The 21,758-nt window shown below is 59.3% G+C and carries 20 protein-coding genes and 1 pseudogene; 4 read left to right on the top strand and 17 right to left on the bottom strand.

The window, feature by feature from the left end; all coding sequences use genetic code 11:
- Positions 1–5: 5 nt before the first annotated feature.
- From mhpD to HF916_RS00080, 6 genes are all read right to left on the bottom strand, one after another.
- Positions 6–839, bottom strand: a complete 834-nt coding sequence (gene mhpD / locus HF916_RS00105) for a 2-keto-4-pentenoate hydratase (protein WP_168787353.1) — start codon at positions 837–839, stop codon at positions 6–8.
- Positions 840–873: 34 nt separating this feature from the next.
- On the bottom strand, positions 874–1,401 hold the full coding sequence (locus HF916_RS00100; RefSeq protein WP_206001743.1) for a flavin reductase family protein: 528 nt from the start codon (positions 1,399–1,401) through the stop codon (positions 874–876).
- Positions 1,402–1,437: 36 nt separating this feature from the next.
- A complete protein-coding gene (locus HF916_RS00095) occupies positions 1,438–2,472 on the bottom strand; it encodes an IS630 family transposase (protein ID WP_206001742.1) in 1,035 nt (344 codons plus the stop codon).
- Positions 2,473–2,574: 102 nt separating this feature from the next.
- Entirely contained in the window at positions 2,575–3,453 is an 879-nt protein-coding gene (locus tag HF916_RS00090) for an alpha/beta fold hydrolase (protein WP_168787351.1), read from the bottom strand.
- Positions 3,450–4,964, bottom strand: coding sequence for a 4-hydroxyphenylacetate 3-hydroxylase family protein (locus HF916_RS00085; protein WP_168787350.1), 1,515 nt, complete (start codon positions 4,962–4,964; stop codon positions 3,450–3,452). The genes HF916_RS00090 and HF916_RS00085 overlap by 4 nt, the downstream gene beginning before the upstream one ends.
- Positions 4,965–4,991: 27 nt before the next feature.
- Complete coding sequence (locus HF916_RS00080) at positions 4,992–5,942, bottom strand: 3-carboxyethylcatechol 2,3-dioxygenase (protein ID WP_168787349.1); 951 nt, start codon at positions 5,940–5,942, stop codon at positions 4,992–4,994.
- A 371-nt stretch (positions 5,943–6,313) separates the two neighbouring features.
- Here HF916_RS00080 and HF916_RS00075 point away from each other — a divergent pair, with 371 nt between their 5' ends.
- Positions 6,314–7,276, top strand: coding sequence for a LysR family transcriptional regulator (locus tag HF916_RS00075; protein WP_168787348.1), 963 nt, complete (start codon positions 6,314–6,316; stop codon positions 7,274–7,276).
- 71 nt (positions 7,277–7,347) lie between these two features.
- Here the strand turns inward: HF916_RS00075 and HF916_RS00070 are convergent, their stop codons facing one another.
- The 3 genes from HF916_RS00070 to HF916_RS00060 all read right to left on the bottom strand — a co-directional run bounded on the left by HF916_RS00070 (position 7,348) and on the right by HF916_RS00060 (position 10,286).
- The gene (locus HF916_RS00070) at positions 7,348–8,319 is read right to left on the bottom strand and encodes a porin (RefSeq protein WP_240975266.1); all 972 of its coding nucleotides are present in this window, start codon (positions 8,317–8,319) and stop codon (positions 7,348–7,350) included.
- A gap of 250 nt (positions 8,320–8,569) precedes the next feature.
- Complete coding sequence (locus HF916_RS00065; RefSeq protein ID WP_168787347.1) at positions 8,570–9,106, bottom strand: cupin domain-containing protein; 537 nt, start codon at positions 9,104–9,106, stop codon at positions 8,570–8,572.
- Positions 9,107–9,167: 61 nt separating this feature from the next.
- Positions 9,168–10,286 (bottom strand): RNA-guided endonuclease InsQ/TnpB family protein, encoded by a 1,119-nt coding sequence (locus tag HF916_RS00060; RefSeq protein WP_168787346.1) that lies wholly within the window; start codon positions 10,284–10,286, stop codon positions 9,168–9,170.
- A 117-nt stretch (positions 10,287–10,403) separates the two neighbouring features.
- Between HF916_RS00060 and ligD the strand changes: the two are divergent.
- From ligD to HF916_RS00045, 3 genes and pseudogenes are all read left to right on the top strand, one after another.
- Positions 10,404–10,742: pseudogene (ligD, locus tag HF916_RS00055) on the top strand (DNA ligase D); the annotation flags it as partial.
- A 178-nt stretch (positions 10,743–10,920) separates the two neighbouring features.
- Positions 10,921–11,853 (top strand): Ku protein, encoded by a 933-nt coding sequence (locus HF916_RS00050; RefSeq protein ID WP_168787345.1) that lies wholly within the window; start codon positions 10,921–10,923, stop codon positions 11,851–11,853.
- Positions 11,850–12,692 carry a tetratricopeptide repeat protein gene (locus HF916_RS00045; protein WP_168787344.1) on the top strand — a complete coding sequence of 281 codons (843 nt, stop codon included), beginning with the start codon at positions 11,850–11,852 and terminating at the stop codon, positions 12,690–12,692. Before HF916_RS00050 ends, HF916_RS00045 begins: the two co-directional genes overlap by 4 nt.
- 58 nt (positions 12,693–12,750) lie before the next feature.
- On the opposite strand, the gene HF916_RS00040 is transcribed toward HF916_RS00045, so the two are convergent.
- From HF916_RS00040 to HF916_RS50045, 8 genes are all read right to left on the bottom strand, one after another.
- Positions 12,751–13,482, bottom strand: coding sequence for an IS6 family transposase (locus HF916_RS00040; protein ID WP_168787343.1), 732 nt, complete (start codon positions 13,480–13,482; stop codon positions 12,751–12,753).
- Positions 13,483–13,677: 195 nt separating this feature from the next.
- Positions 13,678–14,553 carry a SphA family protein gene (locus tag HF916_RS00035; RefSeq protein WP_240975263.1) on the bottom strand — a complete coding sequence of 292 codons (876 nt, stop codon included), beginning with the start codon at positions 14,551–14,553 and terminating at the stop codon, positions 13,678–13,680.
- Between the two features lie 287 nt (positions 14,554–14,840).
- A complete protein-coding gene (locus HF916_RS00030; protein WP_168787341.1) occupies positions 14,841–15,218 on the bottom strand; it encodes a nuclear transport factor 2 family protein in 378 nt (125 codons plus the stop codon).
- A 17-nt stretch (positions 15,219–15,235) separates the two neighbouring features.
- Positions 15,236–16,108 carry a fumarylacetoacetate hydrolase family protein gene (locus tag HF916_RS00025; RefSeq protein WP_168787340.1) on the bottom strand — a complete coding sequence of 291 codons (873 nt, stop codon included), beginning with the start codon at positions 16,106–16,108 and terminating at the stop codon, positions 15,236–15,238.
- A gap of 16 nt (positions 16,109–16,124) precedes the next feature.
- Complete coding sequence (locus HF916_RS00020) at positions 16,125–16,715, bottom strand: VOC family protein (protein WP_168787339.1); 591 nt, start codon at positions 16,713–16,715, stop codon at positions 16,125–16,127.
- A gap of 42 nt (positions 16,716–16,757) precedes the next feature.
- The gene (locus tag HF916_RS00015; RefSeq protein ID WP_168787338.1) at positions 16,758–18,116 is read right to left on the bottom strand and encodes a 2-oxo acid dehydrogenase subunit E2; all 1,359 of its coding nucleotides are present in this window, start codon (positions 18,114–18,116) and stop codon (positions 16,758–16,760) included.
- A 36-nt stretch (positions 18,117–18,152) separates the two neighbouring features.
- Entirely contained in the window at positions 18,153–20,828 is a 2,676-nt protein-coding gene (gene mdeB / locus HF916_RS00010) for an alpha-ketoglutarate dehydrogenase (RefSeq protein ID WP_168787337.1), read from the bottom strand.
- A gap of 598 nt (positions 20,829–21,426) precedes the next feature.
- The gene (locus HF916_RS50045; protein WP_240975261.1) at positions 21,427–21,744 is read right to left on the bottom strand and encodes a flavin reductase family protein; all 318 of its coding nucleotides are present in this window, start codon (positions 21,742–21,744) and stop codon (positions 21,427–21,429) included.
- Positions 21,745–21,758: the final 14 nt, after the last annotated feature.

Raw genomic sequence — 21,758 nt, 5'->3', positions numbered from 1 at the left:
ACCTCTTAAACGAATTTCGCCGTGACTTCGCCGAGTCCCGACAGTTGGGCGACAAACGTGTCACCAGCGGTGACCGGGACCATGGGACCCAGTGCGCCGGTCAGCACAACGTCACCGGCTTTGAGAGGACGGCCGCGACGGGCGATTTCGCCTGCGAGCCAGACAGCTGCGTTAAGCGGATGCCCGAGACACGCTGCACCGCTGCCAGTCGATACAACGTTCGGCCCGGTGGTTACTCCATCGTGTTCGCGACGCATGGTCATCTGCAGGCCGCGCAAATCCAGGTCTTGGATACGGCGAGCGGGACCGCCCAGCACAAACATTCCGGACGAAGCGTTGTCAGCCACGGTGTCAAAAAAACGGATGTCCCAGTTGGCAATCCGGCTACCAACAATTTCCAGTGCAGGCACGACATACGCCGTCGCACGAATCAGGTCGGCGACTGTAGGCGTCTCAATATCGAGGTCCTCGGCCAGGATGAGGGCCACTTCCGCTTCGACCTTTGGCTGATGCAGGCGGCTAACCGCAATCGGCTCACCTTCTCCTGCGGCCATGTCGGCAAACAGCATTCCGAAGTCCGGCTGGTCGACGCCCAGTTGTGCCTGCACGACCTTCGAGGTAAGTCCGATTTTTCGACCAATGAGACGGCGGCCTTGTGACTCGAAGAACTTCGTATTGGCGTCCTGAATCGCGTACGCCGTGTCACCATCGTCGGACAATGTGCGCGAGCGCAAAGGGGCAATGGTTTGCCCGGTTTCGTAACAGTTGCGAATCGCAGCTGCCAGCGCTTCGATACTCGTAGCGTTAGCTGGCTGTCGCTCAATGGTTGCGTCAGACATGAAAACCTCTCTTCAATGCTTGCGTTGGCGACGACTAACAGACAGAGTCGACTTCGAGCGGGTGATAGCAACCGCGCCAGTGGACCAGCGGCGATTTGTCGGCCACTCGCGTGCGCATTACGCACCCAACAAAAATGGTGTGGTCGCCGGCTTCGATTTCGCGTTCAAGGCTGCATTCAATCCAGCCAAGGCAACCTGCTACGAGAGGCAAACCTTCCAGTCCGACCACCGATTCGACTTGGGAAAAACGGTCAATTGGCTTGCAGAAAGTCCGGGAGATGTATTCCTGGTCGGACGCGAGAATGTTCACCGCGAAGTGCTTTGCCTGACTGAAGATGGCGTACGAATAGGACGTCGTCGTCAGACTCCACTGGATGAGTGGCGGGTCCAGCGACAGTGAAGAGAACGAACTGACCGTCGCCCCATGCGGCTTGCCTTGAGCGTCGACCGCGGAAATCACCGTGATGCCAGTTGCGAAATGGCCGAGCGCGTGGCGAAAGGCGTCTCCCGGGACGCTTGCTTCTGCCGGCTTCGGGTCGGCGACCTGGTTGGTTTCTGACATGGTTACTGACAGGTGCATCAAATAGTGCGCAACTGATCAAGCGGCGTAGCGGACATGTTTTTCTTTGAACAGGTTGCGAATCACGTGAGGTTCCTTTTGTCGACGATGCAGGTGGCTGCGGATATGCCGGATCATTTCCTGTTTGTTGGCCGGACGGCTCTTGCCCAGCGCGTTGGTTTTCACGTCCTGATTCAACAACTCGTCCGGGTTCAACTCGGGACAGTAGCCTGGCAACCGGATCAGACGGAGGCGATCCGCGTTTTCGGCGGCGAACTTTCTGGCGGCAACGGACCGGTGGACCGGATGACCATCGACGATCAGGTAGATCTTGCGCGTTGCCTGTTTGATCATGCGCTTCATGAACTCGATGAACGTCGCATTCGTGAACGTGCCCTCGAAGACCATGAAGCTCAGTTCGCCGCGGTTCGTGATCGCCGAAATCATGTTGCAACTGAAACGCTTTCCAGTCGCCCGCACCACCGGTGTTTCGCCCTTCAAGGCGAAACTGGTGCCGCTGACGTGGTCGCTGCGCAACCCCATTTCGTCGCCCCAGTAAATCGTTGCGCCTTCCTGCTTCGCCTCTTTCGCGATCTGCGGATAGTCCTCGTTCAACCAGCGCTCAATCTCTGCATCCTTTCTTTCGTACGCCCGTCGCACCGGCTTCTGCGCGCTCATGCCCCACGCCTTCAAGTATCGCCCCGCCGTCCACTTCGATACCTTGATGCCGTACTCCAGCTCGATCAGCTGTGCGACCGATTCACGGGTCCACAGGTAGAACGGCAGCGCCAGCTGGTCCGGCATCCGCTCAATAATCAGCTTGCGCATTCGCACCGCCTGCGTATGCGTCAGATGGCCGCTTCCTGGTCGGCGGCCACGCTTGCCGGCACGCAGCGCCCTCAATCCGCCTTCACGCAACTGCTTCATCCACCGGCTTATCGCTCGCAGGCTCACGCTGTATGTCCGCGCCGCATCGGTTTGCGACATCCCATTGTGCACGGCCTGCACCACCATCTTCCTCAGGTGCGCCTGCGTCGCCTGGTCCAGTTTTCGGGCATCCGTTTTCGTCTTCATAACCCTACAACGCATCACGCCGTATTTGGTGCACTCGTCAGTAAATCCTCAATCGCAGGCTTTACTCGTTGGCTTGTGGCCCCGTCGATAGGACCACCTCCATCACTTGTCGAGCAGGAAATCGATATGGAGTCGATTGAACAGTTCGGCGTCTTCGAACTGAGGCCAGTGACCGCACTCATTCATAACGACGTATTTGCAGTTCGGAATCATCTCCGAGATTTCCTTGCCCTCAGCAGGCGTCGCCGTCGGGTCATGCGACGTCCAGACCACAAGTGAGGGAGCCTTGATTGAGCGGTATTGCTCTTCCGTAATCATGTTCGGGCGGCGGATTTCCATCTCCTGCAGGCACATGATTCGCTTCATCGTGTCGGCGAACCCAGGCTGCGAGTAAATGGTCCGGCGCGTCTCGATGAGGTCATCGCTGACCGTGCTCTTGTCGCACATCAGGAACTCGAGACGGGTCTTGATGCGTTCCCAGCTAGGGTCTTCGGCAGCCTGATTCGATAGGTTTTTCAGACGCGTCATGACTTCAGGGTGCGCGGTCCAGCCGCCAGCGGTGTTCAGCACCAGGTGGTCGACAACTTCGGGGCGGTGCACTGCGAGATATGTCGCAACCCAACCACCGAGTGATTCGCCGGTGATGTGCGCACGCTCGCGGCCGAGAGCCTTCAACACTACAAGAACGTGGTCAGCATAGTCTTTGACCTGATAATTGATTTCTGGCTTGTCGGTCCAGCCGTGGCCGAGCATGTCGATGGCCACGACCCAGAAGTGCTCACCATGCGGTCCAAAGTTTCGCGAGTAAGCTTCGGCGTGACCGCCAACACCGTGCAGGCAAAGCAGCAGCGGCTTGTCCGGAGTGCCGGACGAGATATAACGGGTCTTGATGCCGTCAGCGTCGAGGTAGCCCTGACTGAAAGTGACGCCGCGCAGGTCAGCCCAGACACTGGAAAAATTTGAGGGACGGGTATCGCTCATGAGTTCACTTCCGTAGCCAGTTCGTATTTGGTTGGTTCAGCGACTGTGGCCGGACCATTTGGGGCACCTGCCAGCGCAAGTGCCTTGTCGACCAGACGCTGCATGTCGGGACTGCGGTTGCCGAGGTAGTTCATCGCAAGGTTGCGAACCGGGTCGCCCGCGTAATAACGCTCGTATTGCACGAGGCGCTGGCCAAACGCCTCGCCAGCGAGGTCCCATGCCAATTTGAAAAGTTTCACGCGCTCGACCGACGGCATGCCGCCGGCGGCCTGGTAGTACAGTGCGAGGTCGTCGGACAGTTCCGGCGCACGAAAGTCAGCTCCGCTCGGCATCAACATGAATCCGCCGGCACCGATGGTTTGCAACACTTCAATGACGCGCGGATACGCTGTCGGGAGCATCGTGCGGACTGCCTGCAGCGGAGCAAGACTAGGCCGCACGGTGCCCACTTCCGTCGGCTCCGATTCATACTCGGAGCGCACGAGTGCGCTCTTGACCTGCTCGATGTAGCCTAGCAGTTCGCCCAGCATCTGCTGCACGTGCAGGAACTGGTCGGCCTTGATGGACTTCGCTACAGCGATGGCAAGGCCGACCGAGAACTGCATCTTGATAAGTGCGCGGGTGTTCGTCTGATGCGCGGTGTGGTTGCGCACACCGGTGTGGGTATACAACTGGTTCGACAATTCAACCTGTCGATAGCAGAAGACACGGTCCCACGGCACGAAGACGTTGTCGAAGATGAGAAGTGAATCGTTTTCTTCGAAGCGCGTCGACAGCGGATGGTCGTAGCTCTCATGTGCTTCGACGTAATACGGGTCGCGCGAAATCTGACGCATACCTGTGACGTCAGTCGGTACAGCGAAGATGAGTGCGTGGTCCTCATCGCCTGCCTTGAACTGCGGCAGGTTGTACATAATCATTTCGTCCGAGACGGGGCCGAGCGTCGCAATCATGCGAGCGCCACTGACGTAAATGCCCTCGTCGGTTTCCTTCACGACACGCAGATGCATGCTGGCCTGCTCAGACGACTGCTTGGAGCGGTCGTTCTGCGGCGTGATGAGCGCGTGGCTTAGGAACAGGTCGTTGTCGCGGATGTACTCGTAATACTTCACGATGTTGTCCGCGAACTTTTGGCCGCCCTTGGCAAAGTCATGGCGTGCTTCCCAGAAGGCCAACAGCGTGACATTCATGAAGTCGGGCGAACGCCCCATCAGGCCGAAGTTTGTCTCAGCCCAGATGCGATAAGCTTCACGACGCTTTCGCAGGTCTGCTGCAGACTTCGCGGGCATGAATGCCAGGCCTGCACGTTCACCCGTCTCCGGCACGACATACGTGACTTTGTCCTGGAATTCATGGTCATGCTGCGTGTCGTACAGCGCGGCAAGTTGCTCGACAGCGCCTTTGAATGCCGGGTGTGTCGTGACGTCATCGACGCGTACGCCGCGAACCCATACGTCGCGCGGGCGATTCTTCAATCCTTCAATGAATTGCTTGCCTGTTCTGATACCCATGACTTATCTCCTAAATTCGCAATTGCGTCAGACACGCGATGCTTTTGATTCGGCGAACATCATTGCCATACCAGCAATCCATCCTTGAATCGCCTCGTAGTAAATAAGGTCGGCCTTGTAGTCGCCATTCACAGAAAGTGCTGCGAATGCGGCAACCCAAGCCAGGACTTCGGGACCACCGCGTCCGGCTTTTTCGCGGACCTCTTTGGTAGTCATAGCGTCGAAATCTCTTAGGTTTCCGCTCTGTAGGCGTTCGATGAATGCCTTGTCCCAGCCGGGGTCTACCGGAAGGATTTCCGGGGTCCCATGGACCGCGCGTGCTCCTGCCGCGAGTACGCGCTCAACTCGGGCACGCTGCACCTCGTGCGACGGATGTCGGCCGCTGATGAGCCGCTCCTTCACTTCGTCGGGCGCAGTAACGATGCTCGGCGTCGGTGGGTCGTGCGACAAACCTCCCGAAGCGGAAATCAGCACACGCTTGCCGGATGCTGCGGCCCATCGGCCCACCGCTTCGCCGAGCAAGCGGGCACGCTTGAACGTCGGGAGCGGCGGAGCCGCACAATTGATGAAGATTGGAATCGTTGGGAAACGGCTGAACGAGCCAAACATGCGCTCCCAGATTTGGACGAAGCCGTGGTCCACTTCCATACGGTAAGAAACCGCGATGTCCAGACCGTCTTCAATCAGAGCCTCGCTCAGCCGCACAGCGTCATCAGAAGCAACAGGAAGTGTTCCCGTCGACGTGTCCCAGTCGCCGAGCGAAGTCGCATTTACGCCGATGCAGAAGCTCGGCATAAGCTCGTAGAAAAAGCCATTGAAGTGGTCCGGCGCGAACTGAATGAGAAGGTCCGGTGCGAACTCTTCCGCTCTTCTCGCCAGAGACGCGAATCCTTGCTTAACAGCGAAGCGGACGTCCTCTGAAGCGACTCCGTCTTGCATCAACGGGGTATGAGATGCACCCAGCACGGCCAGTGTCACGGTCTGTCTCCTATGTTCAATCGTCCGCGCATTTCGCACGGCCAGCCCAACGGCTGGTCTGCTTCACCGCTCCCGCCGTCTCGCTTGACGGCGCCGGTGAAACGTTGAACAAATATTAGCGAGACGGGTGTTATCCGGATAATGCGTGTTTTCTATAGAGTCCATCCGATTTTCGTTTATCCGTTAAAACCCTATGTTCATTTTAGATTTGTCTTTATATTCAGCAGCCTATGAATTGCTTCTGGCCGTGATGTAGCGCATGCCGAAGCTAGGGAAAGCCCCGATAAGAGCATTGATACGGGACGGACTTATAATCGTTTTGTGGATAACCAAGGCCGAAGTTACACAGAAATGGCCTAACGGAGACGGATGTGGACTCGCGACTGATTGAGTACTTTCTGCGCGTTGCGGAGCTTGGGAGCATCAACAAGGCAGCGACAGACCTGCGGCTTTCTCAGCCCGCGCTCTCGCGCCATATTGCGCTTCTGGAGCATCAAGTCCGGGCGAAGCTCTTTACCCGGACGCAAGGCGGGGTGATGCTCACCGATGCAGGCACGCTGTTGCTTGAACGCGCGCGACCGATTCTGCGTCAACTCACAAAATTGATTGAGCAGGTTGGCGACCGAGCGGCGGGCCAGCTGTCTATCGGCATTGCGCCATCCTGGCGCTACCTGTTTACATCGAAATACGTTCCGCGTCTGGTAGCCGAATATCCGGGCGTTTCGTTGCGTGTGCATGAGGGCGCCAGTCACGAACTGCGTGAAGTCATGCACTCAGGAATGCTGGACCTTGCCATCGTCCCATTCGAGGGGTCACCGCCGCAGGGGTACGTGCACACACCTCTCATTCGGGAGCCACTTATCCTGGTTGGGCGGAAAGAGGCGGGGTTGCAGCCTGATAAGCCTGTAGCCCTGTCCCGACTCGAAGACCTGCAGTTCGCATTGCCCGGAAAGCCCAACGTCGTTCGAACCACGGTTGAGAACGCTCTTTCTCGCCGGGGTCATGATTTGAAGACACTCTTCGAAATCGACGCAATGCACCTTTCCATGGAACTTGCACGCCAGGGAGTGGCTGACACTATCACGCCATGTTGCGCGGTCAGCGGCAACCCCTATTGGGCGGAGTCGTTGTCCTGGAGCCCGATTCGCGGCGCTTACATGACTTGGGCTCTATGCGAAAACACTGCGCGCTCTCACTCGCAAGCCGTACGGGAAGGGCAACGACTCATTTTCCAACTGGTGGATGAAATCGTGAGCAGCGGCCTTTGGCTCGGGGCGGAGCGACTGAAGAAATCACACGAGACCTCCACCGACGAAATTCTCGAAGAGTCGTGAGGGAATACTAGAGTGTCGGCGGATGCAAATGGCCGGCGCTGGAGAGCGCCGGGCCGTCGCCCCGATGATTTTCAGAACAGAGTGCGCATACCGAGCCGCAGAACAGTCTGATTGTGGCCCGATGATGATTCAAATGTACCGTTGACCGATGCGACAGCGCCAGTTCCGCTAGCACGCTGATAGATGGCATTTACGTACACATCGGTTCGTTTCGAAAGCAGGTAGTCCAGCGTCAACCCGCCCTGGTTTGAGTGGCTGTTGTCGACCTGCTCGTTGCCCTTTGCGTAGATATAGTTGGCGTAAAGAAACAGGTCCGGCGCAAACGTCACCAGACCACCTACTTCGTAGCTATCGACATGGCCGTTGGTAAATGTATTGCGCGTGTTCGTGTACAGGACATCGAGAGCAAACCGCCCGAAATCATAGCGACCGCCTGCGCCGAAGTTGCGAATGCCTGAGTGACCATCGTCGATGCCGTCTTCCTTCGAGTAGGTGTAGGCGGCGTTGACGCGCAGCGGACCGTTATCGTAGTTCGCTCCGAAGCTCGTGAGATTATTACTGCCCGTCTCGCCGGCGATATTGCTAAAGCCGTACATCGCACCGAAACTCAACCCCGCATAAATCTTCGACGTGAACTTGACCGAATTCGGCGTCGCCTCTCCGCCTGCGATGCGTGTGTAGTCAAACGTGCCCAGCGGCGCGCCGAGCTTGGCGAAGGGGCCACCTGGCAACTGATAGAGACTGACGAACGGTATCTGATGTCCCCAACGGGCGATGGAGAGGTTATCGAACATGTAGTCAAACTGGCGCCCCAATGACACTGTGCCGTAGGGAGACGCGATACCGACGTACGACTCCCGACCGGTGAATGCGCCGCCATTCTGTTTTCCCGTGTTCAGGTCCGGTTGCGAGTCCATCACGAAGAAAGCCGAATATCCGCCACCGAGGTCCTCGATACCACGCAAGCCGAGCAGATTTGGAGCCTGAATGCCGGATGCCATCTGCACGAGGGAATGGCCTGCCGCATTACTAACGTAGGTCACGCCTTCGTCGAGCAGGCCAAAAGCGTAACGGAGCTCTGAGCATGAGATTGCAGCGGGATTGCCAATAGCGCGACGATAAGTAATCTCTTGACCATGAAACCTTTCCTATTTGTTGGGCACAGGCGTGCCTGCACCGCCCGCGAGATGTGGGCACAAATTTCTGATGAAGTTGGGTTAGCTTTGCAGAGCGTCGGCGTCGCCGCGAGCCCCAGACGTTTCAATGCCCGGAGTCCGCGCGCCTTCGCTAGCTTTAATGCGATGAGCCCATCAGGACGAACAGAACAGTCGCAGGACTGCTGCCAGGGTTTCGCCATGCGTGGCGCGTTGCACGCTGCACGACGATGTCGTTTGCCTTGAGTTCGCGCGTTTGGCCGTTATCAAGCTCAAGCAAGATGGAACCAGACAGCACGACCCCATAGTCGAGTGTCCTGGTCTTATGCATGCCGGGATTGTCGGCCTCGAATGCGTCTGCCAGGCCCGGGATCTTTTCCATCTGCTCCCGGTGCGCTGCCAAGCCATCGAAGGTATCCGACGCCATGACACTGTCAGGTGGAAAGGTTGCAATCAGCAACCGGCTTCCTCCCGGAGCAGGTACCCAGGACTCCGGCCATGCTCCCGAATCTGGAAACTTGTCTGTTGCGCTGATTCCGGCACCGTCGGTCGCCCAAAGCATTGAAACGTGGAAGCCCGGAATCGAGCTGAATGAGGCGCACCAAGGAGACTCGCCATCGCTGATGATGGCTGATGCTCCGTCGGCGTCGTGCCCTGTCACGAGACGTCTGGTCATGGCAATCCCCGCTCAAATCAACGTCGGGTTGATGACGACGTTCTTGACGTCCTCCCCGCCCTCAGTCGTGACCGACTGCCGCTTGCGCGGAAAGGGCGGGGATTCCTCCTGCGAGGCGGTCACGTCCGACCGCGAGAATGTTGCGGGCAGCATTGCGATCACGATCATGTGTCGTTTCACAATGGATGCGTTTCCACTCTCTTATTCCAGGACCTGCGACACCTTTCGGCCCCGTGCGGCTCGCGCAGCACGAACAGGTCTGGGTAGAAAACGCTTCATCGACCTCATCGAACCATACGCCTGCGTCATCGCACTTGTACCGAAGCATGGTCCGGAACGTCGACCAGCCCGCGTCGAGCACAGACTTGCTGTGCTGTCCTTTCGCGAGGGCCGAAGCATTCACGTTGCCGACAAAGATTGCACCGTACTCGCGAGCGAGCCGGGTGCTGAGTTGATGCAGAAAGTCCTTCCTGCGGTTCGCGATCCGGGCGTGGATCGCCTTCACCCGGCTCTTCCTGCGTGCTCGCTGGGCAGTGGCGAGCGCGGGTTCGAGGTCGCGGTAGAAGCGCTGCGCGTCGACATTGGGAAGACGTTCGTCCGAGAAGCCGGCAAAGGTCTTGAGCCCGAGGTCGATTCCCAGATCCAGGTTGGCTTCATTGGGCCGGGCAGACTTCACCTTGACCGTCACGTTCAGATACCAGCGACCGCGGCTGTCCTCGGAGATGCAACCGGCGCCGAACTCATAGCCGGCGAGGCCATAGCTGTCCCAGACGCCAGGATGCAGGCCCTGAAAGTGGGCCTGACCATGGCGCCATACGACCGAGCGGGCTTTGAATGGAATCCATCCCAGCGAGCGTCGCGCGCCGGCCGGGCGACGCCATCGAAGCTTGACCTTGCGGTGCTGTTTGCGGCGCGTCGCGTACTCTTCGGCGATCTGCTGAAACACGGCCGAGCCGACCGCCAGGCCTTCTTTCGAGGCCCCGTTCAGATAACGCTGGATCTCAATGCCAGAGGCAAAGCGCCGCTCGCGGCGAAAGATCTGGAGCGACAGGTCATTGCAATAGTTCCAGACAAAGTTCACAGCCCGCGCCATCCCGGCAAGCGACGAAGCATGCCTGTCCTTGATTCTTATGCGCAGAACTCGAACTGGATCCTTGCAACGTGTCACGGGTCGACTCATTCCGGCTTGACTGTATGGATATACAGTACCAGATCAATACGAAAAGGCAAGTCGTGCTTCGCACGACGCGCTCTACCTCACCGCCCTGAAGGACGGTGCGTCACGCGCACATTGGCGAAGGCTTTCTCGCAGGTGTTTGTCCGCCATATGGCGAGGAGTATTCCCGACCGCTTCTCGGCCACATCCGGGGCCGCCAACAGAATCGGCAAGATTTTTGTCGACTATCTGCGCAACGGAAAGGGACAGACGACCGCCGCCGCGTTTTCTGCCCGCGCACGGCCAGGCATGGGGGTTTCCACTCCGATTTCATGGGAGCAACTCTCCGAGCTTAAAAGTGGCGCGCACTGGACGGTGCAGACGGCGAGAGAGTATCTTAGCTTTCAAACGCAGGACCCTTGGGAAGCATACTGGTCGACAAAACAGTCGCTGGCGTCAGCCATTGGGCGTTTGGGATGACGCAACGCGTAATAGCGAAGCGACTGCGAGCGTGGACAGGCAGCCCGGGAATTTGCACGGGCAGATGCGGCGGTCCGTGGGCACACGGCATACTTTGGGATGCGAAGGTTAGACCTCTGGAATGGATGGCCACTAGTCAGCTGCGGCGACACCCACGAGCCGCTATCAGGAGAATCATATGGCAGCGCGTTCCATTGCATCGCTGACGCTATCCTTCGGTCTGGTTTCCATACCGGTGAAGCTATATTCGGCCACAGACAGCGCTTCTGGCGTTGGCTTCAACCTGTTGACAGCCGATGGCGGGCGGGTGAAGCAGCAATACATATCCGAGGCAAGCGGTGAGGTTGTTGCCCGCGCCGATATGAAGAAAGGCTATGAATTCGAGAAAGGCCAGTTCGTTGTCTTTACTCCCGACGAACTGAAGGCGCTCGAAGAGGGGGCGAGCCACGTGGTTGAGATTGTTTCTTTCGTTCCGGAAAAGTCAGTCGACCCGCTGTACTACGACAAGGCGTACTTCATCGCGCCGGACAAACGCGGCAAGCCCTACAGCCTGCTGCAGCAGGCCATGCGGGACAGCGAGCGCTGCGCGCTGGCGAAATGGTCGTACAAGGGAAAAACCCGAATCGTTCAGATACGGCCTGCAGAAGACGGAATGGTCTTCCAGCAGTTGCTATTTGCGGACGAAGTGCGGGCGCTGGGTGATTTGCATATTGAACATGTAACCGTCAGCGACACCGAGTTGAAACTCGCTCGGCAAATCATCGACCAGGTGTCGGAAGACGCATATGACCCGACGGCATACGAAGATGAAGAGAAGAAGCGCATTCTCGAAGCCATTGACCGCAAGATTGCAGGCAAGCAGATAGTGTCCCCGGAGGCTCCCGCTGAAGAGTCGGGCGGTCAGGTGATTGACCTCATGGAAGCGCTTCGCGCAAGCCTAAGCGCCAATAAGGTCAAGAGAGCGGCGCCAGCGAAGGTGCCTGCAGCCAAAAAAGCTCCGGCCGCCGATGTCGAGGCACTCGCGAGCAAACCCCGACGGCCAGTCAAGCGAGCCGCACCCAAGGTCGAAGTTGTTGAAGCGCCGCCAGCAAAGGTCCGAGTTCGCAAGTGACCAGGCGCAATCACTCAGACGACTACTCGCTGCGCAGTCTTCAGTCGTTGCTCGGCGTTTCACGAAGGGTGCTGTCTGGCCTGATAGCAGCCGGATTCGTGCAACCTTCGCGCGGACGACGCAATGAACTGAGGTTCACGTTTCAGGACGTGGTGGTTTTGCGAACAGCATTCCAACTGCAATCGGCGAAAATCGCGTCCCGCAAGATTTTGCGCGCTCTCGCCAAGCTGAAGGCTGACCTTCCTGACGAGCTTCCGCTGTCTGGCATCCGTATCACAGCTGTCGGTGATACCGTAGCGGTCAAGACCGGTCAGGCACAATGGGACGCGACGTCCGGTCAGCATCTGCTTGATTTCGAGGTCGCGCCCATCCATGGCGACGTCGCGTTTCTTGACTCAACGCCGCGAAATCTCGGGAGCCGGGAGCAGCAGGCCAACGAATGGTTCGCTCTCGCAGAGCAGCTCACGGATGGTGATGTTGTCGGCGCCGAGCAGGCCTACCGAAAGGTACTAGAGCTGGCCCCAAGGCCCCACTACCATGCCTATACCAATCTCGGCGTACTACTGTGCGAGGCCGAGACGCGATGCGAAGAGGCGCTGTCGGTATTCGAGCGTGCGCTCGAGCATTTTCCTGATGACGCGTTGCTGCACTTTAATCGTGCCGTCGTTCTGGAAGAATTGAAGCGGCACGATGCTGCTGTGGAAGCGTATGAACGATGCATTGAGCTTGACCCGACCCATGCCGACGCACACTTCAATATCGCCAGGCTTAGCGAGATACGCGGCGACAAACAGGGGCTCTTAAGGCACCTCAGTGCATACCGCAGACTCATCGGCTGATAGGGCTTTGTCACGTTGACTGGGCGATGACGCAAACAGATGGGGGATGCGTGTTTGCTCAGACGGTTGACGGATTTTGGGTGAGCTCGGTCAAACGATGCCACGAGTCGAAGCGCTGAGTGAGCTGTTTGCGGTAAAGAGAAGCGCGCAGCAAATGCCGCTTGAGCGCGAAGTGCTGCCGGATCGGTCCGAAGCTCGAGAGAAACGCCTGGGTACGCTTTGGGTCGCGAAACCCGCGCAAGCGCCGCTCGCGGTCGCGCGCAGGTTGATGGCTATTCTCGGCCCGATTGTTCACGCGGGCGGCAGCCTTGACGAACACGTGTTTGACATTTGCCAGCGCGGGGATCCTGTACTTCGCGGCCGGATAGCTGCGCAGCTGATCAGTGACGATTTTGCGCGGCACCGGGCACGAACGAAGTACGCGTTTGAAGAATCGTTCGGCTGCGGCCGTGTCGCGCCGCTTCTGCAGCAGGATATCGAGTTCGGCACCGTGCTCGTCGACCGCTCGCCACAGCACATAAGGTTCACCGCGCAACGTCACGAACAACTCATCGAGATGCCATGTACTGCCCGGTTTTCGCCGGACAGCCTTTACCCGATGTGCGAACCCGGAACCGAATTTATCGCACCAGCGGCGCACGGTTTCATAACTCACCTCGATGCCCCGCTCGAACAGCAACTCTTCAATATCACGCAAACTCAGCTGAAACCGAAAGTACCACCGAACGGCCCAGCTGATGACCACCGCAGGAAAGCGATGCCCGTGATAGAGCGATCTGGAATTTTTCATCTCAAGAATTCTACGCGACCGCCGCAATAACGTGACAAAGCCTTATCAACGTGTGGATCATACGGCTAGCTGCTCGCACTCGGGTCAGGATTAGCAAGGCCGATCCTCACATCCTACCCGGGCAGCAGCGTCCAGCATAATGCGATCCGTAGTGGCCGCGAAAATCGGTTTTGCACATGAGAAACAAGGCCAGCCTCACCTGATCGGGAAGCTCACTTCGACCCACAGACGCTCACCCTGTGGCCGGTTCCTCACTGCAAACTCGTGCTGATACTTGAAAACGATTGCGGAGGCCGGCCCCAGGTCGTAACGCAGTTGCGGGCCGATGCCGATTGCCTGACCACGAAATCCATCGTTAGGCGCGGTCTGTCCGTTCACGGTGTCATCCGAAACCTGTTTGAGGAAATATCCTTGCACACCAAGCTGGAAACCTTTGGTCACCGAATAGCCGACAAGCCAATCGAGCGTCGCGACATTGCCCGAGTGATAGTTGGTCGCGTGGTTCGGCGAATTGAACTCGATTTGCGCGAGCCCCGAGAGCTCCCATTTCGGGCTGGGAAACCAGGTGACAGACAGGTTCGGCTCGAATGCATACGTGTTCAGGCCCGTGTTGGCCACCCGGTTGACCGAGTAAGAGCCGGTGGGAAGTCCAACGTCCGGTGAAATGAATGCGAAGAACGTGTGCGACGGGTTGGAATATCCCACCATCAAAGGATGAACGATGATGTCGCCAAGTGCGCTGCGCGTGCCTGACGCACCCGGCACATCAACGTGCAGGTGGAACAACGGCACCACAATACCGCTCGAAAATGTGAAAGACCCCAGCGTCGGCCCCCACGTATGGACCACGCGCGGCGCGTCCACGAGAACTTCACTGTGAAATCCGGGAACAGAACTCTTTCCATCCGCACCGGCGAATTTGCTCGAGAAATTGTATTCCGTGTAGTTGTAGAACTGCGTCGCACCGGGAGGCGGCAGTATTCCGTCCAGCACTGTATTCACTCCCACCGGATAGGTGGCAAGTCCATTTTCGGTCGCACGTACCTCGCCTGCCCCCATCAGGCTCGCCATCGCGAGTATGCTTCCCATCGTCAGTACCAGCTTCGTTGTTTTATCCATCCCCGTCTCCTTTGTGCTACTAATTTAATAATTTGTTGTGTTGACAATACCGATGTCGATCCAGATTTCACGTGTGCTGCGCCGGGCACGACCTGATGAATCGCTTATTGGGCGTGCGGCGTTTCGTGACAACGATAACCGGTAAAAACGGGCGCATGAGGCGAGGCGCGCGCCCGACCATCTCCCAAGCAATCATGGACCCAGAGAGCAATCTACTCACTCTCTGTCTGGCGGCCAATCTACAGGTTCGTGGCCTGGAAGCTGACCTGCTGCCAGGCGCCCTTACGTTGCGCCCAGACCTGCGTGGTCATGACATGCATGACGATGCGTTGCGCGGACTCCTTCATCTCAATGGTCTGATGCAGATGCCCAGTGGCGACTGCAAGCTCGCCGTAGACCCTGACGTCGAGCGCCTGCCGACTTGCTTCCAGGAAACGGATCTGCTTTTCGACCATCAGCAGATAAGCCACCTTGTTGTCCTTTTTGCCATTCGCGTGCACGTGAACGACGTCGTCGGACACGAGTTTCTGTAGTGAATCGATATCTGCTTCCACGAGCGCACGGCAGCGCGCCTGCTCCAGCCGGATGATTTCCTGCTGGACGTTTGCTTCGTTCATTCCTGTCTCCACTGCAGTTATAGGGCTCGGCCGGCTTCAGCGCGCACGATGTTTTCGATCGCGCCAATCCCGTCAATTTCAACCCTGACCCGATCTCCTGCGCACAGCCAGCGCGGCGGCTTGCAGGCGACACCGACGCCGCCCGGCGTGCCCGAGAAAATCACGTCGCCAGGTTCGAGTGTCATCACCTTAGACAGATGTTCGACCTGCTCGAAGCAGTTGAAGATCAGTTCACGAGTGTTCGAATCCTGCCGCTTTTCACCGTTCACGAAACAGCGGATGCCGAGTGCGTGCGGATCGGCGATCTCGTCGGGGGTGACGATCCATGGACCAAACGGTGCATGCGTATCGAACGATTTGCCGAGCGTGAACTGCGAGGTACGCACCCGCCAGTCGCGAACGCTCACATCATTGGCTGCGCAATAGCCAAAGATCACCTCATGTGCCCGGTCGCGCGACACGTGCCGGCAACGCTCGCCGATCACGAACGCGAGCTCAGCCTCGTAGTCGAGCTGTTCCGACACCCGTGGCAGATCGATCGATGCAAATGGGCCCGCAGCCGACGTGGACATCTTGGCGAACCACAACTGGTCGGCAGGCTTCTCCATGCCGGACTCGGCAAGGTGATCAGCGTAGTTCAGTCCGATGCCCAGCATTTTGGGCGGCCGCGGGATGGGCGCGAGCAGCGTGACTGCGTCCAGCGCAACATCGGCGCGCGTATTGACCGCCAGGCGTTGCAGGCGCTCCTTGAAGGTGGCCCACGCCTCGATCAGTCCGATCATGTCGGCAGGTGCATCGGCGATATGTTTCGAGATCTTGATGATCCCGCCATCAACCACGACACCCAGCGTCGGCCTGCCTTCCGGCAGGGAAAATGTCACGAGTTTCATCAGAACGCTCCGCTCACTAAAAACTGGATTTACCGGTTGCCGCGGTGCCGACCTTGCAAAGTTCGGCGTCGGTCGCACCCGCCTGCCACAGCTTCACGAGCTCATCGGGATCGAATTCGACGCCGATCGGGTTCTGCGCGAAGTCTTCCGAATGGAAAAACGCGCCGGGGTCGTCGCCGTTATCCGCCTGGAACTCGATATCGTTGCCCTCGGGGTCGCGGAAATAGAGCGACGTGGTCGGCCCGTGATTGATGCACCAGTAAGGCAGGATGCCGACCGTCTTCAGCCGCACATAGTTCTGGAGCAGCTCGCCGACCGTGCGGAAGCTGTACGCGACATGGTGCACGCCCGCGATGTCCTCACCCTTGGGCGGAATGTCCGGCATGTTGAAGAACGCGAGACGATGGTGTTCGTCGTCGTAGGTAATGAAGGTCAGCACGTCATCCCTGAACACGACATGTGCCTGAAAGAGGTGCAGATACCAGGCCACGGTCTCTTCGCGCCGGCGGCAGCGATAGACCAGATGGGCCATCTTGAACGGCACGACACGCTCTGCCGTGCCCGCCCCCTGCTGCTGCGTCGATTGCGATTCCTGTGATGTACTCATGCTATGTCTCCTTCCTTCTGTTGAACCTGAGTGAAGGCCGCGTCACAGCAGCGCGCGGCGAAAATCGGTCATAAGTGTGGCCAGATAGGCAAGAAAACGGCCGGCCTCGGCGCCGTCGACTGCGCGGTGATCCCACGACAGCGACAGCGGAAGGATCAGACGTGGCTCGAACGCCGAGCCGTTCCACATCGGCTTTGTCCCGGCCTTGCCCACGCCGAGAATCGCGACTTCAGGTGCATTGATGATCGGCGTGAAATGCGTGCCACCAATCCCGCCGAGCGACGAGATCGACATGCAACCACCTTGCATCTGTGCGGGAGCCAGCTTGCCGGCACGGGCCGTTTGCGCGAGCTCCGCCATTTCGGTGGCGATCGCGGCTACGCCCTTGCGATCCGCATCGCGGATCACCGGCACGACGAGGCCGTTCGGCGTGTCAGCAGCGAAGCCAATGTGGAAGTAGCGCTTTTGCACCACGTCCTGGCCGTCGAGGCTCACGTTGAACTGCGGGAAGCGTTGCAACGCGCTCACGCAGGCCTTGATCAGAAACGCGAGCAGCGTGACCTTTGCCGTGCCTTCACGCGCCTCGCGATTGAGCGTCACGCGTAATGCTTCGAGCTCCGTGATGTCAGTCTGATCGAAATTGGTAACGTGCGGAATGCGTACCCAGTTGCGGTGCAGGTTCGCGCCGGAGATGCGCTTGATGCGCGAGAGCGGACTGCGCTCGACCGGGCCGAATTTGGCGAAGTCGATCTCGGGCCAGGGCAGCAGCTCGAGACCGCCGCTGCCTGCTGCGGCTGGCGCGCTGGAGGATACCGGGCGAGCCAGCACGGTCTTGGCGTGGGCGAGCACGTCCTCGCGCAGCACACGACCGTTGCGGCCGCCCGGCTTCACGTCTGCGAGCGCAACACCCAGTTCACGCGCCAGTTTGCGTACCGATGGCCCTGCCGCGACATCAGTGGACCGCTCCGGGGCCAACTGCGCACCCGTATCAGGCTGCGCGGCAACTGCGATTGACTGCGTGCTGGCAGCCGACGTTACCGCTGCAGCATTCGCCTCAGCCAACGGTACTTGAAGCATGAGGTCGGAATGAGGAGCGACCTCGGCGGAGCCTGCTCCGCTCGAGCGCTTCTCTTCGGCGACCGGTGCCGCTGTTGCGTGCGCCCCCGCGCCGGCAAACTCGATATGCGCTATCACACTGCCCATCGACACGACGTCGCCCGGCTTAAGCAGCACCTCCCGGATGGTGCCGGCCGACGTGCTCGGCACGTCCATCGTCGCCTTGTCCGATTCGAGCGTAATCAGCGACTGCTCGACATCGACGACGTCGCCCGCCTGGATCAGCACTTCAATCACGGGGATGTTCTTGTAGTCACCGATGTCAGGAACCCTCAACTGCTGCATGTCCAATCCTTTCTAATGGTGCGGCGATTCAGTGAACTAGCAATTCCACGGCGCGGCCAACCCGGCTTCGATGTCGTAGCGTGTCAGCGCCTGCGCATGTTTCGCGCGGTCGATCGACGCCAGCGCCGCGAGCACGACGTGGTAACGGTCTACTTCGAAGAAGCGCCGCAGCGCGGGGCGCGTATCGCTGCGTCCGAAGCCATCGGTGCCGAGCGCGATGTAGGGCGCGTCGATATACGATGCGATCAGTTGCGGATAGGCGCGCACGTAGTCGCTTGCTGCGATCACCGGCGCGTCGCCCGGCAGACAGCGCGCGACGTGACTCTGTGCCGCCTGTCCGGAGCCGAATAGCGCTGTACGTTCGACACTGCGTGCGTCGCGTGCCAGTTCCGAGAAGCTCGTGACACTCCAGATTTCTGAGGTGATGTCCCAGTCGGCTGCCAGCAGGTCCGCCGCAGCGATCACTTCGCGCAGGATCGCGCCCGAGCCAAGCAGGCGTACGGACGGTGTCGCGCCTTCCTGCCCACGCATACCGAAACGCCGCATGCCTTTGATGACGTCCGCGTGTGCATCGGCGTCGAGCGGCGCCTGTGCGTAGTTCTCGTTGGTGACCGTGAGGTAGTAGAACTCGTCGTGCTGCCCTTCGAGCATGCGGCGGCTGCCGTGATCGACGATCACCGCCACTTCGCTGGAAAACGCCGGATCATAGGCCCGGCAGTTGGGCACGGTCGAGGCGATCAGGTGGCTCGTGCCGTCCTGATGCTGCAGACCTTCGCCGGAAAGGGTCGTGCGTCCCGCGGTCGCACCGATCAGGAAGCCGCGCGCACGCTGGTCGGCCGCAGCCCAGATCAGATCGCCCACGCGCTGGAAGCCGAACATCGAGTAGTAGATATAAAACGGCAGCATCGCGACGCCGTTCACGCTGTAGGAGGTCGCGGCAGCTACCCAGGAGGAAATGGCACCCGCTTCGGTGATCCCCTCCTCCAGCAGTTGGCCATCCTTCGACTCCCTGTAGTACAGCATCGAGCCCGCGTCTTCCGGCTCGTACAGCTGTCCCAGAGGTGAATAGATGCCCACCTGCCTGAACAGGTTCGCCATGCCGAAGGTGCGTGCCTCGTCCGCGACAATCGGCACGATGCGCGGGCCGAGTTCGCGGTCCTTCAGCAGATTGGTGAACAGACGCACGATCGCGGTGGTGGTCGAGATCTCGCGGGCGTCGGGTTCGAGTGCGAACTTCGCGTAGCTGGCAAGCGGGGGCACCGCAACGGACGGTGCACGTGTGCTGCGCTTCGGCATGTAGCCATTCAGCGCGGTGCGGCGTTCGTGAAGGTAGCGCTGCTCCGGGCTGTCGGCGGCAGGCTTATAAAAGCGCATCTCTGCAACCGCCTCATCGTCGAGCGGCAGTGCGAAGCGGTCGCGGAACGCCTTGAGCGCGTCGACGTCGAGCTTTTTCTGCTGATGCGACGTGTTGCGCGATTCGCCCGCCTGGCCCATGCCGAAACCCTTCTTGGTCTTGGCGAGAATCACGGTCGGCCGGCCGCGGTGCTTCGATGCCGCGTCGAAAGCGGCATACAGCTTGCGGAAATCGTGACCGCCGCGGCGCAATCCATCGATCTCGGCAGGCGACATATGCGAGACCAGTGCCTGCAACTCCGGATCGAGATCGAAGAAGTGAGCACGGTTGTACGCGCCGTCATTCGCGCCGAGCGTCTGATACTGGCCGTCCACTGTTTCGGCGAAGCGACGCAACAGTACGTGGTTATGGTCGCGAGCAAAGAGCGCGTCCCAGTCCGAGCCCCAGATCACCTTGATCACATTCCAGCCGGCACCGGTAAAGGTCGACTCGAGTTCCTGAATGATCTGGCCGTTGCCGCGCACCGGTCCGTCGAGACGTTGCAGGTTGCAGTTGATCACGAAGGTGAGGTTGTCGAGCTTCTCGCGGGCGGCAAGTGAGAGCGCCGCGATCGACTCTGGCTCGTCCATCTCGCCGTCGCCGAACACGCCCCACACGCGGCGCTGGCTCGTGTCGGCAATGCCGCGATGTTCGAGGTAGCGCAGAAAGCGCGCCTGATAGATGGAGCTGATCGGGCCGATGCCCATCGAGCCGGTCGGGAATTGCCAGAACTCGGGCATCAGCCACGGATGCGGGTACGAGCACAGTCCGCCGCCATCCACTTCCTGGCGGTAGCGGTTCAGATGCGCCTCGTCGAGCCGGCCTTCGAGAAAGGCGCGCGCATAGACACCCGGCGCCGAGTGCGGCTGGAAGTAGACGAGGTCGCCCTTTGTGGTTTCGCTATCGGCGTGAAAGAAGTGGTTGAAGCCCACCTCGAAGATCTCGGCGGCCGACGCATAGCTGGCGATGTGGCCGCCAAGCTCCCCGTACGCCTTGTTGGCCTTCGCCACCATCGCGAGCGCGTTCCAGCGGATGATCGACGTGATGCGCTCTTCCATCGCAAGAGCGCCGGGATAGGCCGGCTGGTCCTCAAGCGCGATGGTGTTCTGGTACAGCGAATAGGGGTGGGCTGCCGGCGACACACCGAGATGGCTCGCGTGCTCGGCGAGGCGCTGCAGCAGGAAAGTGACGCGGTCCACCCCGGCGACGCGCGCCACACTTTCGAGCGCGTCCAGCCATTCGGTAGTTTCCTGACGATCGGAATCCTGCTCCGACGGCAGCTTTGCTGTGTCCAACAGTTCAAGCGGTTCAGACTTCATGTCATTGCTCGTTTGTCATCGATTACCGGTTACCGTGCGCGCTCTGCGACGCACCGCCACCGAGGTTTGTCGGTACGACGGGGAATTCTTCGAATGCTGGACGGGCCATCGCGCGGTCCCATGCGAAGCATCCGCACGTGAGCGCCCTGGCGTGGATGTTCGCGAGTCGGCGTTTATCCATTTTCTCGATAGTTCAGGAAAGGTAGCGGCGGTCGTTGGACATCAGGAGGAAACACCTCCCAGCTACCGTCCTGATGACGGAAGAACCAGATTGCGGCGTCGCCTGCGCGCCGCGACACCTCGACGGCGACGTAACGTCGGCGGTCGGAACGTTCACGGGCGAGCCGCCTGATCCGAACCGGCTTTGTGGGCGTCGCTGCGAGCCACTTTCCAATCAGCAACCGTAAAGAACTTTCACGCCTAATCATGCTTTCTCCGCCCGCTGGTTATCTCATCACGTCGATCCGGTGCGCATTCCGATTCACGCTACGGAATCTTTCGATTTGCATAACTAATTGCCTAGATAGACGGCTTGTCCACTATGACTTGAAGACTGCCACTCTCGCACTCGATCGCCGCGGGAACGAATGCGATCCATCTACCACCCTTCGACGCATCCGTTCGCCGTAATCATCGGTGCATGGGTGTGAACCTGCTGATACTTTCCGCTATAGAAGATCAACGGCCTGCGTTGCTCGCCAAAGTGGATGTACTCCACTTCCCCGATGTACAGAAAATGGTCGCCCGCCGGGTGCACGTCGACCGTGCGCGAAACAATATGCACCAGGCTTCCTTGTAATAACGGCGTTCCCTGTTGCTCGCAGAACGGCAAGTCGATGCCTTCAACAGGGCGCCCGCCAAAATGTCCACTGAGCGCCCGCTGATCTTCCGCAAGAAAGTTGATGCCGTAACGCACCCCTTCCCGCACCC

The sequence above is a fragment of the Paraburkholderia aromaticivorans genome (assembly GCF_012689525.1).
GTDB classification, from domain to species: domain Bacteria; phylum Pseudomonadota; class Gammaproteobacteria; order Burkholderiales; family Burkholderiaceae; genus Paraburkholderia; species Paraburkholderia aromaticivorans_A.
This window is presented reverse-complemented; position numbering and strand designations above follow the sequence as displayed.

Bases quoted from the DNA above. Each gene is read 5' to 3' on its own strand.
- mhpD (WP_168787353.1), bottom strand. From the start codon at position 839: ATGTCTGACGCAACCATTGAGCGACAGCCAGCTAACGCTACGAGTATC.
- HF916_RS00100 (WP_206001743.1), bottom strand. From the start codon at position 1,401: ATGTCAGAAACCAACCAGGTCGCCGACCCGAAGCCGGCAGAAGCAAGC.
- HF916_RS00095 (WP_206001742.1), bottom strand. From the start codon at position 2,472: ATGAAGACGAAAACGGATGCCCGAAAACTGGACCAGGCGACGCAGGCG.
- HF916_RS00090 (WP_168787351.1), bottom strand. From the start codon at position 3,453: ATGAGCGATACCCGTCCCTCAAATTTTTCCAGTGTCTGGGCTGACCTG.
- HF916_RS00085 (WP_168787350.1), bottom strand. From the start codon at position 4,964: ATGGGTATCAGAACAGGCAAGCAATTCATTGAAGGATTGAAGAATCGC.
- HF916_RS00065 (WP_168787347.1), bottom strand. From the start codon at position 9,106: ATGACCAGACGTCTCGTGACAGGGCACGACGCCGACGGAGCATCAGCC.
- HF916_RS00060 (WP_168787346.1), bottom strand. From the start codon at position 10,286: ATGAGTCGACCCGTGACACGTTGCAAGGATCCAGTTCGAGTTCTGCGC.
- HF916_RS00050 (WP_168787345.1), top strand. From the start codon at position 10,921: ATGGCAGCGCGTTCCATTGCATCGCTGACGCTATCCTTCGGTCTGGTT.
- HF916_RS00040 (WP_168787343.1), bottom strand. From the start codon at position 13,482: ATGAAAAATTCCAGATCGCTCTATCACGGGCATCGCTTTCCTGCGGTG.
- HF916_RS00035 (WP_240975263.1), bottom strand. From the start codon at position 14,553: ATGGCGAGCCTGATGGGGGCAGGCGAGGTACGTGCGACCGAAAATGGA.
- HF916_RS00030 (WP_168787341.1), bottom strand. From the start codon at position 15,218: ATGAACGAAGCAAACGTCCAGCAGGAAATCATCCGGCTGGAGCAGGCG.
- HF916_RS00025 (WP_168787340.1), bottom strand. From the start codon at position 16,108: ATGAAACTCGTGACATTTTCCCTGCCGGAAGGCAGGCCGACGCTGGGT.
- HF916_RS00020 (WP_168787339.1), bottom strand. From the start codon at position 16,715: ATGAGTACATCACAGGAATCGCAATCGACGCAGCAGCAGGGGGCGGGC.
- HF916_RS00015 (WP_168787338.1), bottom strand. From the start codon at position 18,116: ATGCAGCAGTTGAGGGTTCCTGACATCGGTGACTACAAGAACATCCCC.
- mdeB (WP_168787337.1), bottom strand. From the start codon at position 20,828: ATGAAGTCTGAACCGCTTGAACTGTTGGACACAGCAAAGCTGCCGTCG.